The sequence below is a fragment of the Streptococcus mitis genome (genome assembly GCF_946188615.1).
Lineage (GTDB): Bacteria > Bacillota > Bacilli > Lactobacillales > Streptococcaceae > Streptococcus > Streptococcus mitis_BZ.
The window spans coordinates 1-18,794 of sequence record NZ_CAMHVK010000004.1 but is presented as its reverse complement, the minus strand read 5'-3'; the positions used below and the strand labels follow the sequence as shown (position 1 = coordinate 18,794).

At 40.6% G+C, this 18,794-nt stretch carries 18 protein-coding genes and 1 pseudogene; 18 read left to right on the top strand and 1 reads right to left on the bottom strand.

Annotation, left to right across the window (positions count from 1 at the left end; all coding sequences use genetic code 11):
* Positions 1-52: 52 nt before the first annotated feature.
* The 17 genes from OCF95_RS04925 (at position 53) to rplA (ending at position 16,381) form a co-directional block, all read left to right on the top strand.
* Positions 53-1,714: a ribonuclease J gene (locus tag OCF95_RS04925; protein ID WP_000065614.1), complete on the top strand. Its 1,662-nt coding sequence runs from the start codon at positions 53-55 to the stop codon at positions 1,712-1,714.
* A gap of 66 nt (positions 1,715-1,780) precedes the next feature.
* A complete protein-coding gene (locus OCF95_RS04920; protein WP_261105007.1) occupies positions 1,781-2,560 on the top strand; it encodes an alpha/beta hydrolase in 780 nt (259 codons plus the stop codon).
* 133 nt (positions 2,561-2,693) lie between these two features.
* Positions 2,694-3,917: a peptidoglycan bridge formation alanyltransferase MurM gene (locus OCF95_RS04915; RefSeq protein ID WP_261105006.1), complete on the top strand. Its 1,224-nt coding sequence runs from the start codon at positions 2,694-2,696 to the stop codon at positions 3,915-3,917.
* Between the two features lie 4 nt (positions 3,918-3,921).
* A complete protein-coding gene (locus tag OCF95_RS04910) occupies positions 3,922-5,154 on the top strand; it encodes an aminoacyltransferase (protein WP_261105005.1) in 1,233 nt (410 codons plus the stop codon).
* Between the two features lie 78 nt (positions 5,155-5,232).
* Complete coding sequence (locus OCF95_RS04905; RefSeq protein WP_261105004.1) at positions 5,233-5,934, top strand: M57 family metalloprotease; 702 nt, start codon at positions 5,233-5,235, stop codon at positions 5,932-5,934.
* Positions 5,935-5,972: 38 nt separating this feature from the next.
* Positions 5,973-7,814, top strand: coding sequence for an excinuclease ABC subunit UvrC (gene uvrC / locus OCF95_RS04900; protein WP_261105003.1), 1,842 nt, complete (start codon positions 5,973-5,975; stop codon positions 7,812-7,814).
* Positions 7,807-7,974 (top strand): hypothetical protein, encoded by a 168-nt coding sequence (locus OCF95_RS04895; protein WP_261105059.1) that lies wholly within the window; start codon positions 7,807-7,809, stop codon positions 7,972-7,974. The genes uvrC and OCF95_RS04895 overlap by 8 nt, the downstream gene beginning before the upstream one ends.
* Complete coding sequence (locus OCF95_RS04890; protein WP_261105002.1) at positions 7,961-8,566, top strand: nitroreductase family protein; 606 nt, start codon at positions 7,961-7,963, stop codon at positions 8,564-8,566. Before OCF95_RS04895 ends, OCF95_RS04890 begins: the two co-directional genes overlap by 14 nt.
* 12 nt (positions 8,567-8,578) lie before the next feature.
* Positions 8,579-9,979 carry a dipeptidase PepV gene (pepV, locus tag OCF95_RS04885; protein WP_261105001.1) on the top strand — a complete coding sequence of 467 codons (1,401 nt, stop codon included), beginning with the start codon at positions 8,579-8,581 and terminating at the stop codon, positions 9,977-9,979.
* Positions 9,980-10,032: 53 nt separating this feature from the next.
* Positions 10,033-10,611, top strand: a complete 579-nt coding sequence (locus tag OCF95_RS04880; protein WP_000078104.1) for a uracil-DNA glycosylase family protein — start codon at positions 10,033-10,035, stop codon at positions 10,609-10,611.
* 114 nt (positions 10,612-10,725) lie between these two features.
* Positions 10,726-11,013, top strand: a complete 288-nt coding sequence (locus tag OCF95_RS04875) for a rhodanese-like domain-containing protein (protein ID WP_025172880.1) — start codon at positions 10,726-10,728, stop codon at positions 11,011-11,013.
* A gap of 275 nt (positions 11,014-11,288) precedes the next feature.
* Complete coding sequence (gene brnQ / locus OCF95_RS04870) at positions 11,289-12,614, top strand: branched-chain amino acid transport system II carrier protein (protein WP_001074581.1); 1,326 nt, start codon at positions 11,289-11,291, stop codon at positions 12,612-12,614.
* 97 nt (positions 12,615-12,711) lie between these two features.
* The gene (locus OCF95_RS04865; RefSeq protein WP_223330549.1) at positions 12,712-13,749 is read left to right on the top strand and encodes a M42 family metallopeptidase; all 1,038 of its coding nucleotides are present in this window, start codon (positions 12,712-12,714) and stop codon (positions 13,747-13,749) included.
* Position 13,750: 1 nt separating this feature from the next.
* Positions 13,751-14,221 (top strand): HIT family protein, encoded by a 471-nt coding sequence (locus OCF95_RS04860; RefSeq protein WP_261105000.1) that lies wholly within the window; start codon positions 13,751-13,753, stop codon positions 14,219-14,221.
* A gap of 2 nt (positions 14,222-14,223) precedes the next feature.
* Complete coding sequence (ldcB, locus tag OCF95_RS04855) at positions 14,224-14,940, top strand: LD-carboxypeptidase LdcB/DacB (RefSeq protein ID WP_024057736.1); 717 nt, start codon at positions 14,224-14,226, stop codon at positions 14,938-14,940.
* Positions 14,941-15,168: 228 nt separating this feature from the next.
* Positions 15,169-15,594: a 50S ribosomal protein L11 gene (gene rplK, locus OCF95_RS04850; RefSeq protein WP_001085806.1), complete on the top strand. Its 426-nt coding sequence runs from the start codon at positions 15,169-15,171 to the stop codon at positions 15,592-15,594.
* A 97-nt stretch (positions 15,595-15,691) separates the two neighbouring features.
* Positions 15,692-16,381 (top strand): 50S ribosomal protein L1, encoded by a 690-nt coding sequence (rplA, locus tag OCF95_RS04845; RefSeq protein ID WP_001085675.1) that lies wholly within the window; start codon positions 15,692-15,694, stop codon positions 16,379-16,381.
* Positions 16,382-16,461: 80 nt separating this feature from the next.
* Here the strand turns inward: rplA and OCF95_RS04840 are convergent.
* Positions 16,462-17,731: pseudogene (locus tag OCF95_RS04840) on the bottom strand (ISL3 family transposase).
* A 670-nt stretch (positions 17,732-18,401) separates the two neighbouring features.
* Here OCF95_RS04840 and OCF95_RS04835 point away from each other — a divergent pair.
* On the top strand, positions 18,402-18,794 hold a 393-nt coding region (locus OCF95_RS04835), incomplete at its 3' end, for a YSIRK-type signal peptide-containing protein (RefSeq protein WP_261104999.1).

Below are 18,794 nucleotides of genomic sequence, written 5' to 3'. Positions count from 1 at the left end.
TAAGAGGGTAAGCAACCCTATAATCAAGATAAACTAAGCTTTCGGAGGAAAAATGAGTAATATCAGTTTAACAACACTTGGTGGTGTACGTGAAAACGGGAAAAATATGTATATCGCTGAAATCGATGGGTCTATTTTCGTTTTGGATGCAGGTCTGAAATACCCTGAAAATGAACAACTAGGGGTGGATGTCGTTATTCCAAATATGGACTACCTTTTTGAAAATAGCGACCGTATCGCTGGAGTCTTCTTGACCCACGGCCATGCGGATGCCATTGGTGCTCTGCCTTATCTCTTGGCGGAAGCCAAGGTACCTGTATTTGGGTCTGAGCTGACCATTGAGTTGGCCAAACTCTTTGTCAAAGGAAATGACACAGTTAAGAAATTTAATGATTTCCATGTCATTGATGAGGATACGGAGATAGATTTTGGAGGGACTGTAGTGTCCTTCTTCCGTACGACCCACTCTATCCCAGAAAGTCTGGGTGTTGTCTTGAAGACAGCTGAAGGTAGTATCGTTTACACAGGTGACTTCAAATTTGACCAGACAGCTAGTGAATCTTATGCCACAGACTTCGCTCGTTTGGCAGAAATCGGTCGTGATGGAGTTCTAGCTCTTCTTAGCGATTCAGCCAATGCAGATAGTAATATCCAAGTGGCTAGCGAAAGTGAAGTTGGGGATGAGATCACTCAAACCATTTCTGATTGGGATGGTCGTATCATTGTTGCAGCAGTAGCCAGCAACCTCTCTCGTATCCAGCAGGTGTTTGACGCTGCGGATGCAACAGGTCGTCGTGTGGTCTTGACAGGATTCGATATTGAAAATATCGTCCGCACTGCTATTCGTCTTAAGAAATTGTCTCTAGCTAACGAAAGTCTTTTGATTAAACCAAAAGATATGTCTCGTTTTGAGGACCATGAGTTGATTATTCTTGAGACAGGCCGTATGGGTGAGCCTATCAACGGTCTTCGCAAGATGTCGATTGGTCGTCACCGTTATGTGGAAATTAAGGATGGTGACTTGGTCTATATCGTAACGACTCCGTCTATCGCCAAAGAGGCGGTCATGGCGCGTGTGGAGAACATGATTTACCAAGCTGGCGGGGTTGTCAAACTGATCACTCAAAGCTTGCGTGTGTCAGGTCACGGAAATGCGCGTGATTTGCAGTTGATGATTAACCTCTTGCAACCCAAGTATCTCTTCCCAATTCAAGGAGAATACCGTGAGTTGGATGCTCATGCTAAGGCTGCTATGGCAGTAGGTATGTTGCCAGAACGCATTTTCATCCCTAAAAAGGGAACAAGCATGGCTTATGAGAATGGCGATTTTGTCCCAGCTGGCGCGGTTTCGGCAGGGGATGTCTTGATTGACGGGAATGCCATTGGTGATGTTGGTAATGTGGTTCTTCGTGACCGTAAGGTCTTGTCAGAGGATGGTATTTTCATCGTAGCAATCACCGTTAACCGTCGTGAGAAGAAAATTGTGGCCAAGGCCCGTGTTCATACGCGCGGATTCGTTTACCTCAAGAAGAGTCGCGATATTCTCCGTGAAAGTTCAGAATTGATTAACCAAACAGTAGAAGATTATCTTCAAGGAGATGACTTTGACTGGGCAGATCTTAAAGGGAAGGTTCGTGATAATCTTACCAAGTATCTCTTTGACCAAACCAAACGTCGTCCAGCTATTTTACCAGTAGTCATGGAAGCGAAATAATTGTTGAAATAAACGGAGAGAAAGTCGAATTTCGGCTTTTTCTTATAGAAAAATAGAGGAAAAATTATGGCAGTAATGAAAATCGAGTATTACTCACAAGTCTTGGATATGGAGTGGGGAGTGAATGTCCTCTATCCTGATGCTAATCGAGTGGAAGAACCAGATTGTGAAGATATTCCCGTCTTGTACCTTTTGCACGGGATGTCTGGCAATCATAATAGTTGGCTCAAGCGGACCAATGTAGAACGCTTGCTTCGAGGCACTAATATCATCGTTGTTATGCCCAATACCAGCAACGGTTGGTATACCGATACCCAGTATGGTTTTGACTATTACACAGCTCTAGCAGTGGAATTGCCACAGGTTCTAAAACGCTTCTTCCCTAACATGACTAGCAAGCGTGAAAAGACCTTTATCGCTGGTCTCTCTATGGGGGGCTACGGTTGTTTCAAACTGGCTCTTGCTACAAATCGTTTCTCTCATGCAGCTAGCTTTTCAGGTGCCCTTAGCTTTCAAGATTTTTCTCCTGAGAGCCAAAACCTGGGAACACCAGCGTATTGGAGAGGCGTGTTTGGGGAGATAAAAGATTGGACAGCTAGTCCCTATTCTCTAGAAAGTCTGGCTAAAAAATCGGATAAAAAGACCAAGCTGTGGGCTTGGTGTGGCGAGCAGGATTTCTTGTATAAAGCCAATAATCTCGCAGTGAAAAATCTCAAAAAACTGGGATTTGATGTGACCTATAGTCATAGCGCCGGAACTCACGAATGGTACTACTGGGAAAAACAATTGGAACGGTTTCTAGCAACCCTACCAATCGATTTCAAATTAGAAGAGAGATTAAGCTAGTTTAGTTTGTATTACTCTTTCAATAACCATGTCTTCTATGGAATAGAAACTAAAATATGTTTTTACTAGACTTTCTAAACAAAAATAGTAGAATAGTAGTTAAATTCTATTATTGTTGGAAAGAGAGTAAGAGATGTATCGTTATCAAATTGGCGTTCCCACATTAGAATATGATCAGTTTGTTAAAGAACATGAATTAGTCAATGTATTACAAAGTAGTGCTTGGGAAGAGGTTAAGTCTGATTGGCAACATGAAAAGTTTGGTGCCTACCGAGAAGACAAACTACTGGCTACAGCTAGTATTTTGATTAAAACTCTTCCTCTAGGCTATAGAATGTTTTATATCCCAAGAGGTCCTGTTTTAGATTATAAGAATGCTGAACTCTTGAACTTTGTTCTTCAATCCATTAAGTCTTATGCTCGAAGCAAGAGAGCGATTTTTGTGATTTTTGATCCAAGTATTTGCCTATCGCAAAGTTCAATCAAGCATGAAAAAACAGAATATCCTGAAAATATGGCTATTATTGAAAGTTTGCAAAAAATGGGAGTAAGATGGTCAGGAAAGACCGATGGAATGGGGGATACCATTCAGCCTCGTATTCAGGCAAAAATATACAAGGAAAACTTTGCAGAAGATAAACTTTGCAAGTCAACAAAACAAGCCATTCGATCATCTCGAAATAAGGGGGTAGAGATTCAGATTGGTGGAGTTGAATTGTTGGAATCTTTCTCCTTTTTGATGAAAAAAACTGAGAAGCGAAAAGATATCCATTTGAGGAATGAAGCCTATTATAAAAAATTGTTAGATAATTTTAAGGACAAGGCCTACATAACGCTGGCTACTCTGGATATCGCTAAGCGTTTACGAGAATTAGAAGAACAGTTAGCGAAAAACTTAGCGTTGGAAGAGGCGTTTACTGAGTCGACTCGAACTTCAAAAGTAGAAGCCCAGAAGAAGGAAAAAGAGCGTTTGGTAGAAGAAAGAGATTTCTTGCAGAGATATCTGAATGAAGAAAAATCAAACATTCCTTTAGCAGCTACTTTGAGTTTGGAATTTGGTAATACCTCTGTTAATCTATATGCTGGTATGAATGAAGTTTTTAAACGTTATAATGCACCAATTTTAACTTGGTATGAAACAGCTCGCTATGCCTTTGAGCGAGGTATGGTGTGGCAAAATTTAGGTGGTGTTGAAAATTCTCTCAATGGTGGACTTTACCATTTTAAGGAAAAATTTAACCCAACGATTGAAGAATATTTGGGTGAGTTTACAATTCCCACCCATCCTCTTTATTCTCTGTTAAGACTCGCTCTTGATTTTCGCAAGGCACTAAGAATCAAACATCATAGAAAGTAAGTACATGGCATTAACTATACTCACGAAAGAAGAATTTCAAGCTTATTCTGATCAGGTTTCTTCTCGTTCTTTTATGCAATCTGTCCAGATGGGGGATTTGTTAGAAAAAAGAGGAGCTCGAATTGTTTATCTTGCTTTGAAACAAGAAGGAGAGATTCAAGTTGCATCCCTAGTTTATAGCTTGCCCATGCTGGGAGGTCTGCATATGGAGCTCAATTCGGGGCCAATTTATACCCAGCAAGATGCTCTTTCAGTTTTTTATGTAGAGTTAAAAGAATATGCTAAGCAGAATGGTGCATTAGAGCTACTTGTAAAACCTTATGAAATTTATCAAACTTTTGATAGTGAGGGTAATCCAATAGATGATGAGAAAAAAAGTATTATTCAAGTTTTGACTGATTTGGGCTATCAATTTGATGGTTTAAAAACAGGTTACCCAGGTGGAGAACCGGATTGGTTATATTATAAAGATTTGAATGAGCTAACTGAAAAGACCTTGATTAATAGTTTTAGTAAAAAGGGGAAACCTTTGGTGAAAAAGGCTGATACATTTGGTATTCAGTTGAAAAAATTAAATCGTGAAGAACTTTCAATTTTTAAAGGTATAACAAAAACAACCTCTGAACGTCGAGAATATAGTGATAAAAGTTTAGAATATTATGAGCACTTTTATGACTCTTTTGGAGAAAAAGCCGAGTTTGTAATTGCTAGTCTAAATTTAGGAGAATATATACAAAATTTAATACATAAGCAAAAAGAATTATCTGAAAAAATAGCTACCTCATTACTCTTATTAGAACAATATCCAGATTCTGCACAAAAGAAAAAAGAACACAAAGAGTTGGCTAGGCAGTATGAAAGCTTTGAAGTTCGAAAAGCAGAAGCACGAGAGTTGATTGAAAAATATGGAGAGAAAGATCTTGTTTTAGCAGGTAGTTTATTTATTTATATGCCTCAAGAAACGACCTATCTTTTTAGTGGTTCCTATACTGAGTTTAATAAATTTTATGCCCCTACGCTACTTCAGAAATATGTTATGTTGGAAAGCATAAAACGTGGGATACCTAAATACAACTTCCTAGGGATTCAAGGGATTTTTGATGGTAGTGATGGTGTTTTACGTTTTAAACAAAATTTTAATGGTTATATTGTACGTAAAGCAGGAACTTTCCGTTATTATCCATCTCCCCTAAAATATAAAGCTATTCAGTTACTCAAAAAAATATTAGGACGCTAAGATAAGAAAATTGGTCTTTAGCTTTCTTTCAGCTTATTTTAGTAAAATAGACTTTATTTGCTAGAAAGGTGGAGAGACATGCGCTGGATTTTTCGTTTGATAGGGGCTTTCTTTTCTTTTGTGTGGCGTTTGTTTTGGCGCCTGGTTTGGATAGCTTTTCTTTTGTGTGCTTTTGCTTTTGGACTTCTCTGGTATCTTAACGGAGATTTTCAAGGAGCGCTAAAGCAAGCAGAACGGTCAGTAAAAATTGGTCAACAAAGTATCGACCAATGGGAAAAAACAGGGCAACTGCCTAAGTTGAACCAGACAGATAGCCACCAACACTCTGAAGGAAGGTGGCCACAGGCTTCTGCTCGTATTTACTTGGATCCCCAGATGGATTCACGCTTTCAAGAAGCTTATGTAGAAGCAATTCAGAACTGGAATCAAACTGGTGCTTTTAACTTTGAAATCGTGACTGAGTCTAGTAAAGCAGATATTATAGCTACGGAGATGAATGACGGAGGCACTCCTGTGGCAGGAGAGGCGGAAAGTCAGACCAACCTCTTAACAGGACAATTCTTGTCTGTCACGGTGCGTCTGAATCACTATTATCTGTCCAATCCTAACTATGGCTATTCCTATGAGCGCATTGTCCATACGGCAGAACATGAGTTGGGTCATGCGATTGGCTTGGACCATACAGATGAGAAGTCTGTCATGCAACCTGCGGGTTCCTTTTATGGTATCCAGGAAGAGGATGTTGCAAACCTCCGAAAAATATATGAGACCAATGAGTAGGGAACAATCTTTCCCTACTTTTTTGCTATAATGGAACTATGAATAACTTGATTAAATCAAAACTAGAGCTCTTGCCGACCAGCCCTGGTTGCTACATTCACAAGGATAAAAACGGCACCATTATCTATGTAGGAAAGGCAAAAAATCTGCGTAACCGCGTGCGGTCCTATTTCCGCGGAAGTCATGATACTAAGACAGAGGCTCTAGTGTCTGAGATTGTGGATTTTGAATTTATTGTTACGGAGTCCAATATTGAGGCACTTCTCCTAGAAATCAACCTGATCAAGGAAAATAAGCCTAAATACAATATCATGCTCAAGGATGACAAGTCTTATCCTTTCATCAAAATTACCAATGAACGCTATCCTCGTTTGATTATTACCCGACAGGTCAAGAAGGACGGAGGTCTTTATTTCGGACCCTATCCAGATGTGGGCGCAGCCAATGAAATCAAGCGGTTGCTGGATCGGATTTTTCCTTTTCGTAAGTGTACCAATCCGCCCTCTAAGGTCTGTTTTTACTACCATATCGGCCAATGTTTGGCCCACACCATCTGTAAGAAAGATGAGGCTTATTTCAAGTCCATGGCCCAGGAGGTTTCTGACTTTCTAAAAGGGCAGGATGATAAAATTATCGATGACCTAAAGGGCAAAATGGCAGCTGCAGCCCAGTCTATGGAGTTTGAACGTGCAGCGGAATACCGTGATCTGATTCAGGCCATTGGAACACTTCGGACCAAGCAACGGGTCATGGCTAAGGATCTCCAAAACCGCGATGTTTTTGGCTACTATGTGGATAAGGGATGGATGTGTGTTCAGGTTTTCTTTGTTCGTCAGGGCAAGCTTATTGAGCGAGATGTCAATCTTTTCCCCTACTACAATGATCCGGATGAGGACTTTCTAACCTATGTGGGACAATTCTATCAAGAAAAATCTCACTTGGTTCCCAATGAGGTACTGATTCCGCAGGATATTGATGAAGAAGCCGTCAAGGCCATAGTGGATACTAGGATTCTCAAACCCCAGCGTGGAGAGAAAAAGCAACTGGTCAATCTGGCTATAAAGAATGCTCGAGTCAGCCTAGAGCAGAAATTTAACCTGCTAGAGAAATCTGTCGAAAAAACACAGGGGGCTATTGAAAATCTAGGACGTTTGCTCCAAATACCGACCCCAGTCCGCATCGAGTCCTTCGATAATTCTAATATCATGGGAACTAGTCCTGTTTCAGCCATGGTGGTCTTTGTCAACGGCAAACCAAGTAAAAAAGATTACCGTAAGTATAAAATCAAGACCGTAGTCGGGCCAGACGACTATGCCAGTATGCGAGAGGTCATTCGCAGACGCTATGGTCGAGTACAGCGTGACGGTTTGACTCCTCCAGATTTGATTGTGATTGATGGGGGACAAGGTCAAGTCAATATTGCCAAGCAAGTCATCCAAGAGGAGCTGGGTTTGGATATTCCCATTGCTGGTCTGCAAAAGAATGACAAGCACCAAACCCATGAATTGCTCTTTGGAGATCCGCTTGGGGTGGTGGAGCTGTCTCGCAATTCTCAGGAATTTTTCCTCCTCCAACGCATTCAGGATGAGGTGCACCGCTTTGCTATTACTTTCCACCGTCAACTGCGCTCCAAAAATTCTTTTTCATCACAACTGGATGGAATTGACGGTCTGGGACCTAAACGCAAGCAGAATCTCATGAAACATTTCAAGTCTCTGACTAAAATCAAGGAAGCCAGTGTGGATGAGATTGTCGAAGTTGGAGTACCGAGAGCAGTAGCAGAGGCTGTGCAAAGAAAGTTGAACCCGCAGGAAGAAGTGGAATTAGCTCAAGTGGCGGAAAAGAGAGTAGATTACCAAACAGATACAGGACATGATTAAAGAGAACTTGCTTCATAGAATTGTGCAAACTAAAAACGATTGGCTGGCCCAATCGTTTTTAATATATCTTAATCATGAAAAATCCCTGCAAGCTCTTTCAAATTATGGTAGAATGGAAACAGTAGAATTAGAAAAGGAAATCGATTATGAAATTTCTTGAATTAAATAAAAAACGTCATGCGACTAAGCATTTCACTGATAAGCCAGTTGATCCAAAAGATGTGCGTACGGCTATCGAAATTGCAACCTTGGCACCAAGTGCCCACAACAGCCAGCCTTGGAAATTTGTGGTGGTTCGTGAGAAAAATGCTGATTTGGCAAAGTTGGCTTACGGTTCAAATTTTGAGCAGGTATCATCAGCGCCTGTCACCATTGCCCTGTTTACAGATACGGACTTAGCCAAACGTGCTCGCAAGATTGCTCGTGTCGGTGGGGCAAAGAATTTTTCTGAAGAACAACTTCAATATTTCATGAAGAATTTACCTGCGGAATTTGCCCGTTACAATGAACAACAAGTCAGTGACTACCTAGCCCTCAATGCAGGTTTGGTTGCTATGAACTTGGTTCTCGCTCTTACAGACCAAGGAATCGGGTCAAATCTGATTCTTGGTTTTGACAAATCAAAAGTCAACGAAGTTTTGGAAATCGAAGACCGCTTCCGCCCAGAACTCTTGATTACAGTGGGATACACAGACGAAAAATTGGAACCAAGCTACCGCTTGCCAGTAGATGAAATCATCGAGAAAAGATAGAAGGAAGATATTATGACAGCAATTGATTTTACAGCAGAAGTAGAAAAACGCAAAGAAGCCCTCTTGGCTGACTTGTTTAGCCTTTTGGAAATCAACTCAGAACGTGATGATAGCAAGGTTGATGCTGAGCATCCATTTGGACCTGGGCCGGTAAAAGCCTTGGAAAAATTCCTTGAAATCGCAGACCGCGATGGCTACCCAACTAAAAATGTTGATAACTACGCAGGACATTTTGAGTTTGGTGATGGCGAAGAAGTTCTCGGAATCTTTGCCCACATGGACGTGGTGCCAGCTGGTAGCGGTTGGGACACAGACCCTTACACACCAACTATCAAAGATGGTCGTCTCTATGCGCGTGGGGCTTCAGATGACAAGGGACCTACAACAGCTTGTTACTATGGTTTGAAAATCATCAAAGAATTGGGACTTCCAACTTCTAAGAAAGTTCGTTTCATCGTTGGAACAGATGAAGAATCAGGTTGGGCAGACATGGACTACTATTTCGAGCACGTAGGACTTGCAAAACCAGACTTTGGTTTCTCTCCAGACGCTGAATTCCCTATCATCAATGGTGAAAAAGGAAATATCACGGAATACCTCCACTTTGCAGGTGAAAATGCGGGTGCTGCCCGTCTTCACAGCTTTACAGGTGGTTTGCGTGAAAACATGGTACCAGAATCAGCAACAGCAGTCGTTTCAGGTGATTTGGCTGACTTGCAAGGGAAACTAGATACTTTTGTTGCAGAACACAAACTCAGAGGAGAAATTCAAGAAGAAAACGGTCAGTACAAGGTTACCATCATTGGTAAATCAGCGCATGGTGCTATGCCTGCTTCAGGTGTCAATGGTGCGACTTACCTAGCCCTCTTCCTTAGCCAGTTTGACTTTGCTGGTCCAGCCAAAGACTACCTTGACATCGCTGGTAAGATTCTCTTGAATGATCATGAGGGTGAAAGTCTCAAGATTGCCCATGTGGATGAAAAGATGGGTGCCCTTTCTATGAATGCTGGCGTCTTCCGCTTTGATGAAACAAGCGCTGATAATACCATTGCCCTTAATATCCGCTATCCAAAAGGAACAAGCCCAGAGCAAATCAAGTCAATCCTTGAAAACTTGCCAGTTGCTTCTGTTAGCCTTTCTGAACACGGTCACACGCCTCACTATGTGCCAATGGAAGATCCACTTGTCCAAACCTTGTTGAATGTCTATGAAAAACAAACTGGTCTTAAAGGTCACGAGCAAGTCATCGGTGGTGGAACCTTTGGTCGTTTGCTAGAACGCGGTGTTGCCTACGGTGCTATGTTCCCAGACTCAATTGACACCATGCACCAAGCTAATGAATTTATCGCCTTGGATGATCTCTTCCGAGCAGCAGTAATCTATGCCGAAGCTATTTACGAATTGATCAAATAAAACGATAGAAGTCTGAGATTGTATGCTTAGACTTCTTTTTGGAGGGAGAGTAGATGTCTCAAATTGAAAAAATCAAGCAGGCTATTATGGCAGATCCGCAGAATGCTACCTATACAGAGCGTGGCATTGAGCCTCTCTTTGCAGCACCAAAGACTGCTCGCATCAATATCATCGGTCAGGCACCGGGGCTTAAAACCCAAGAAGCAGGACTTTATTGGAAAGATAAGAGTGGTGACCGCCTGAGAGACTGGCTAGGTGTGGATGAAGATACCTTTTACAATTCAGGATATTTTGCTGTTCTGCCTATGGATTTCTACTTTCCAGGACATGGCAAGTCAGGAGACTTACCACCGAGAGCAGATTTTGCAGAAAAATGGCATCCGCAGCTCTTGCAAGAATTACCAGATATTCAATTGACCCTCTTGATTGGACAATATGCCCAAGCCTACTATTTACAGGAGAAAGTCAGTGGCAAAGTGACAGAACGGGTAAAACATTACCAGAACTACTTGCCAACCTATTTTCCATTAGTTCACCCCTCGCCTAGAAATCAAATCTGGATGGCCAAAAATCCTTGGTTTGAGGCAGAAGTGGTGCCAGATTTGAAAAAAAGAATTAAAACTATTTTATAGTCAATGAAAATCAAAGAGCAAACTAGGAAGCTAGCCGCAGGCTGTACTTGAGTACGGTAAGGCGACGCTGACGTGGTTTGAATTTGATTTTCGAAGAGTATTAGGAGAAAAAGAATGAAAGAAATTTCCTTTGACGCATTTTACCAGCTTTACCAAAATGACCAACTTTCTTTAGTGGACGTGAGAGAAGTGGATGAGTTTGAAGCTCTTCATTTAGAAGGTGCTCAGAATCTTCCTCTGAGTCAATTAGCTGATACTTATGATCAATTGGACAAGGACCAGTTACATTATGTTATTTGTAAATCTGGAATGAGATCGGCGCGTGCTTGCCAATTCTTATCAGAACAAGGTTATGAGGTTATCAATGTACAAGGTGGCATGATGGCCTTTGAAGAACTTTGATACTCAATGAAAATCAAAGAGCAAACTAGGAAGCTAGCCGCAGGCTGTACTTGAGTACGGCAAGGTGAAGCTGACGTGGTTTGAAGAGATTTTCGAAGAGTATAAACATTAGAATTTTCTCCTACTTGGTGTGGACTGGGTAGGGGATTTTATTTTTAGACAATTCTCATTTTTAAGAATCTTGAAAACATTCAATATTTACTTCGTGAAGCTTTTTTCATACTCCTATTCATGATATACTAGGTCAGTATTTTATAAATATGAAGGAGATTTTCATGGCTAAAAAAGGTGCCTTAACAGGTTTACTCCTGTTTGGAATATTTTTTGGTGCGGGGAACTTGATTTTTCCGCCTTCTCTAGGTGCTCTATCTGGAGAACATTTTCTTCCTGCCATCGCAGGTTTTGTCTTTTCAGGTGTCGGTATCGCCGTCTTGACTCTTATTATTGGAACGCTAAATCCTAAAGGATATATCTACGAGATTTCAACAAAGATAGCGCCTTGGTTTGCGACTCTTTACCTCTCAGTTCTTTATTTGTCAATCGGTCCATTCTTTGCTATCCCACGTACTGCTACAACAGCTTACGAAGTAGGGATTAGCCCTCTTTTGTCGGATGCAAATAAAGGTCTTGGTTTGATTGTCTTTACTGTTCTGTATTTTGCAGCAGCCTATTTGATTTCGCTTAATCCATCAAAAATCTTAGACCGCATTGGACGTATTTTAACGCCAGTCTTTGCGATTTTGATTGTTATCTTGGTTGTTCTGGGAGCTTTCAAATACGGTGGAACAAGTCCTCAAGCTGCTTCAGCTGCTTATCAAGCTTCTGCCTTTGGTACAGGTTTCCTAGAAGGTTACAATACCTTGGACGCCCTTGCTTCAGTTGCCTTTAGCGTAATCGCAGTTCAAACCTTGAAACAACTTGGATTTTCAAGTAAGAAAGAATACATTTCGACTATTTGGGTGGTTGGTATCGTTGTTGCCCTTGCCTTCAGCGCTCTTTACATCGGTTTAGGTTTCCTTGGAAATCATTTCCCAGTACCAGCTGAAGCGATGAAGGGTGGAACACCAGGTGTTTACATCTTGTCACAAGCGACTCAAGAAATCTTTGGCTCAACAGCTCAACTCTTCCTTGCAGCTATGGTTACCGTAACCTGCTTCACAACAACAGTTGGTCTGATTGTGTCAACAGCTGAGTTCTTTAATGAGCGCTTCCCGCAAATCAGCTACAAGGTTTATGCTACAGCCTTTACCTTGATTGGATTTGCCATTGCTAATTTAGGACTTGATGCGATTATCAAGTACTCCATTCCAGTACTGGTTATCTTGTACCCAATCACGATTGCTATCGTTATGATTGTCATTGTCAACAAATTTGTGGCTCTTTCAAAACCAGGTATGCAGTTGACAATTGCTGTGGTTACAGCTATTGCCATTGCAAGCGTACTAGGAAGCTCATTTAAGGTTGAGTTTCTTGCAAATCTTGTCAACGCTCTTCCTTTTGCCAAGGCATCTCTCCCATGGTTGGTGCCAGCTATTGTCGGAATCTTGCTCTCATTGGTTCTACCAAACAAGCAAGAAAGCGATGTTTTTGAAATGGAATAATCATTAAAATCACTTTTGTAGTCAAGTCTACAGGAGTGATTTTCTTTTTTTATCCGATGATAAATGTGTTATAATAGGTAGCAAAAGAGGTGAAGAAATGAATCAAACAGTAGAATATATCAAAGAACTGACAGCCATTGCGTCGCCAACGGGCTTCACTCGAGAGATTTCGGACTATTTAGTCAAGACTCTAGAAGGTTTTGGTTACCAGCCGGTTCGTACAGCAAAGGGCGGTGTCAATGTGACCATCAAAGGTCAAAGTGATGAAGAGCATCGCTATGTGACTGCCCATGTAGATACGCTGGGTGCTATTGTCCGTGCTGTCAAACCAGACGGCCGTCTCAAACTGGATCGTATCGGTGGCTTTCCTTGGAACATGATTGAAGGTGAAAACTGTACCGTTCATGTGGCTAGCACAGATCAAAAAGTATCAGGAACCATCCTCATTCACCAAACTTCTTGCCATGTCTACAAGGATGCAGGAACTGCAGAACGCACGCAGGACAATATGGAAGTGCGTTTGGACGCCAAAGTAACTAGTGAAAAAGAAACTCGTGCTCTTGGTATTGAGGTCGGTGATTTTATCAGCTTTGACCCACGAACTGTCGTGACAGAGACAGGCTTTATCAAGTCTCGTCATTTAGATGACAAGGTCAGTGCAGCAATTTTGCTTAACCTGCTTCGTATTTATAAGGAAGAGAAGATTGAATTGCCTGTAACAACCCATTTTGCTTTTTCAGTTTTTGAAGAGGTGGGACACGGTGCTAACTCTAATATTCCTGCTCAGGTAGTCGAATATCTGGCTGTAGATATGGGAGCTATGGGAGATGACCAGCAAACAGACGAATATACAGTGTCTATCTGTGTCAAGGATGCTTCTGGGCCTTATCACTATGACTTCCGTCAACATTTGGTTGCTTTGGCTAAAGAGCAAGATATTCCATTTAAACTGGATATCTATCCATTTTATGGTTCGGACGCTTCAGCAGCCATGTCCGCAGGGGCAGAAGTCAAACACGCCCTTCTCGGTGCTGGTATCGAGTCTAGCCACTCATATGAGCGCACTCATATTGATTCGGTGGTCGCAACGGAACGTATGGTTGATGCTTATCTTAAGAGCGCATTGGTAGACTAATATGTGTTTGATTTGCCAGAGAATTGAGCTCATCAGGAAGGGAGAAAATCCCTATTTTGTCAAAGAGTTGGAAACAGGCTATCTTGTGATTGGAGACCACCAGTATTTTGCAGGCTATAGTCTCTTTCTAGCCAAGGAACATGTCACCGAATTGCACCATTTGAAAAAGGAGACAAGACTCCATTTTCTAGAAGAAATGAGTGTGGTCCAAGAGGCGGTTGCTAAGGCTTTTGCTGCTGAGAAAATGAATATCGAACTGCTAGGAAATGGCGATGCCCATCTTCATTGGCATCTGTTTCCTAGACGAAGAGGTGATTTGAATGGACACGGTCTTAAGGGACGTGGTCCAGTCTGGTGGGTTCCTTTTGAAGAAATGACAGCAGAAACCTGCCAAGCAAAACCGGATGAGATTAAAAGATTAGTCAAACGTTTATCGTTAGAAGTAGATAAATTATTAGAAATAAAGGAGTAGAAATGAAAAAAAGATACCTTATCTTGACAGCTTTGCTAGCCATGAGTCTAGCAGCTTGTTCACAAGAAAAAGCAAAAAATGAAGATGGCTCAGCTAAGACAGAGCAAACTGCTAAAGCTGATGGAACAGTCGGAAGTAAGGCTCAAGGAGCTGCCCAGAAAAAAGCAGAAGTGGTTAACAAAGGAGACTACTACAGCATCCAAGGGAAATACGATGAAATCATCGTAGCAAATAAACACTACCCATTGTCAAAAGACTACAATCCAGGGGAAAATCCAACAGCCAAGGCTGAGTTGGTCAAACTCATTAAAGCTATGCAAGAGGCAGGTTTCCCGATTAGCGATCATTACAGTGGTTTTAGAAGTTATGAAACTCAGACCAAGCTCTATCAAGATTATGTCAACCAAGATGGGAAGGCAGCAGCTGACCGTTATTCTGCTCGACCTGGCTATAGCGAACACCAGACAGGTTTAGCCTTTGATGTGATTGGGACAAATGGTGATTTGGTGACAGAAGAAAAAGCGGCCCAATGGCTCTTGGATCATGCTGCTGATTATGGCTTTGTTGTTCGTTATCTCAAAGGTAAGGAAAAGGAAACAGGCTATATGGCTGAAGAATGGCACCTTCGTTATGTCGGAAAAGAAGCAAAAGAAATTGCAGAGAGTGGTCTCAGTTTGGAAGAGTACTATGGATTTGAAGGCGGAGATTACGTCGATTAATACTCTTCGAAAATCAAATTCAAACCACGTCAGCGTCGCCTTACCGTACTCAAGTACAGCATGCGGCTAGCTTCCTAGTTTGCTCTTTGATTTTCATTGAGTATAAAAAATAAACTTTTCTCTTGCAATTCTAGATAAATAGTGTATAATAAATGGGTATGTGTAAAGCATGCTTGTGGGAGGTAAAAATCTTTAATTACCGCCAAAACCACAAAGGAGGATTTAAAAATGGCTAAAAAAGTCGAAAAACTTGTAAAATTGCAAATCCCTGCTGGTAAAGCTACACCAGCTCCACCGGTTGGACCTGCTCTTGGTCAAGCTGGTATCAACATCATGGGATTCACAAAAGAGTTCAACGCTCGTACAGCTGACCAAGCTGGTATGATCATTCCAGTTGTTATCTCAGTTTACGAAGATAAATCATTTACTTTCATCACTAAAACACCACCAGCTGCTGTTCTTTTGAAAAAAGCTGCAGGTGTTGAAAAAGGATCAGGTACACCTAACAAAACTAAAGTTGCTACAGTTACTCGTGCACAAGTACAAGAAATTGCAGAAACCAAGATGCCAGATTTGAACGCAGCAAACATTGAGTCTGCAATGCGTATGATCGAAGGTACTGCTCGTTCTATGGGATTCACTGTTGTTGACTAATCAATAACACCCCCAATATAACCCGCAAGACTTCATCATTTCGAGAAGTGACGTGGGAGATGAAAATCGATTGAACCACTTACAAGGAGAATAGAAAATGGCTAAAAAAAGCAAACAACTTCGTGCTGCTCTTGAGAAAATCGACAGCACAAAAGCATACAGCGTAGAAGAAGCTGTAGCACTTGCAAAAGAAACTAACTTTGCAAAATTTGACGCAACTGTAGAAGTTGCTTACAACTTGAACATCGACGTTAAAAAAGCTGACCAACAAATCCGTGGAGCAATGGTATTGCCAAACGGTACTGGTAAAACTTCACGCGTTCTTGTTTTCGCACGTGGTGCAAAAGCTGAAGAAGCAAAAGCTGCTGGTGCAGACTTTGTTGGTGAAGATGACCTTGTTGCTAAAATCAACGACGGTTGGTTGGACTTCGACGTAGTTATTGCTACACCTGACATGATGGCTCTTGTTGGACGTCTTGGACGTGTCCTTGGGCCACGTAACTTGATGCCAAACCCTAAAACTGGTACTGTAACAATGGATGTTGCTAAAGCAGTTGAAGAGTCTAAAGGTGGTAAAATCACTTACCGTGCTGACCGTGCAGGTAACGTTCAAGCAATCATCGGTAAAGTATCATTTGAAGCTGAAAAATTGGTTGAAAACTTCAAAGCTTTCAACGAAACAATCCAAAAAGCAAAACCAGCTACAGCTAAAGGAACTTACGTAACAAACTTGACTATCACAACTACTCAAGGTGTTGGTATCAAAGTTGACGTAAACTCACTTTAATCAGTAGTTTATATCAGAGAACGAGTACGAAAGTGCTCGTTTTTTTGGCTCTTTGTCAAGTGTAGTGGGTTGAATAAAAGCTAAGCTCGAGAAAGGACAAAATTCGTCCTTTCTTTTTTGATGTTCATAGCGATAAAAATCCTTTTTTTGAAGTTTTCAAAGTTTCGAAATCCAAAGGCATTGCGCTTGATAAGTTTAATGAGATTATTCGTCGCTTCTAATTTGGCGTTTGAATAGGAGAATTGAAGAGCGTTGACGATTTTCTCTTTATCCTTTAGAAAGGTTTTAAAGGCTGCCTGAAAAAGAGGTTGAACCTGCCTTAGATTGTCCTCAATGAGTCCGAAAAATTTGTCTGGCTCCCTGTTCCTGAAAGTGAAAGAGTAAGAGCTGATAGAGATGGTAGTGGTGTTTCAAGTCTTCCTAATAGCTCAAAAGCTTGTCTAGAATTTCTTTATTGGTCAAGTGCATGCGAAAAGTAGGGTGATAAAAACGTTTATCGCTGAGTTTTCGACTATCTTGTTGGATAAGTTTCCAGTAACGCTTGACAGCTTTGTATTCACGAGAATTTCGTTCAAACTGATTCATGATTTGGACACGCACACGACTCATAGCACGGCTTAAGTGTTGGAGTAAAACAGTCCAGTGGACTGTTTTAGCCTGAACATAGAAATTCGAAAGCGAAGCTGTTTAGCCAAGTCATAGTAAGGGCTAAACATATCCATAGTAATGATTTTCAATCGACATCGGACGACTCTATCATATTTAAGAAAGTGATTCCGGATGATAGCTTGTGTAATGCCCTCAAGAACAGTGATGATATTAAGCTTATCAAAATCTTGTGCAATGAAACTCATCTTTCCCTTAGTGAAGGCATACTCATCCCAGGACATAATCTTAGGCAGACGAGAAAAATCATGCTTAAAACGGAAGTCATTGAGCTTGAGAATGACAGTTGAAGTTGAAATGCCAATCTGATGGGTAATATCGGTCAAAGAAGTCTTTTCAATCAGCTTCTGAGTAATCTTTTGGTTGATGATACGAGGGATTTGATGATTTTTCTTTACTAGAGGAGTCTCAGCGACCGCCATTTTCGAGCAATGATTAGCACTTAAAACGGCGTTTTCTAAGGAGAATTCTAGTAGGCATACCAGTTGTTTCGAGGTAAGGGATCTTAGACGGTTTTTGAAAGTCATATTTCTTCATTAGACTTCCACAATCAGGGCAAGATGGGGCGTCGTAGTCCAGTTTGGCGATGATTTTCTTGAGTGTATCCTTATTGATGATGGCCATAAATTGGATATTAGGGTCTTTAATGACTAGTAGTTTTGTGATAAAATGTAATTGTTCCAGATGAATCTTTCTAATGAGTTGTTTTGCCGCTTTTCATTATAGGTCATATGGGACTTTTTTTCTACAACAAAATAGGCTCCATAATATCCATAGGGGGTTTACCCACTACAAATATCATAGAGCCTGATTTATTTCATCGGTTTTTTGGATATTAGCTAACATTAAATACGAATTTTTAACAGCTAAATCAGAAATTCTAAATGAATTTAGCTGAGATTGGCATTCAATATATTTTTAAATATCAAAATACAGATGATAAAAGATTTATGAAAAAAATCAAACGGATTTAATTGATAAATATACAAAAAACAAAATATAGATTAATGAAATTTAATTCAAAATAATATGCATTTATACAGAGAAAGCGGATTCGAAAATATGTTGAAGTCTCAAAAAATAGTGAAAATAGTTAAAAAATGTAGATTTTTTATATAATTCAGACAATTTTTACTATTTTTTAGAGAATAACATAAATAAAAATTGAAATTTTCATGTTGTTTTCAAGCAAATAAATTGAATATTAACGGCTGGTGTGATAGAATGAATATACATGTTTCAGAAGAAAAGTAGTATATAGAGGAATTCCTTTGTTTATGAATGAAATGAAGGGGCTTTAATTTTTACTATATCTATAAACATGATATAAAACAAAAGGAGGTTGTGAGTCTCAATGAAAGGCAAACAACAACAAGATTTTAGAACAGAAAAGTACATTCGTTACGGTATTCGTAAATATAGCTTTGGAGCAGCATCAGTAGCCATTGCAGCTGGTTTGATGTTCCTAGGTAACGGTGCAGTATCAGCGACGGAAGTGCAATCAGCTGAAACAGCTATTTCAACACCTGCTCCTAGTCAAGATGATAAAGATAAGGAAAAGACCGAGCCTAAAGCTGAAACAGTAGAAACTGTAAAACCTGAAACTACAAAAGCTATAGAAGTTAAACCTGAAGTAAAAGTAGAAGAAACTAAGAAAGTAAACAAGGCTATCCTTGAAGCAAGTATTGCTACTTTGGAGTCTAAACTTTCAACTGCTAAATACGCAGATGCTACAGTAGTAAGTTCA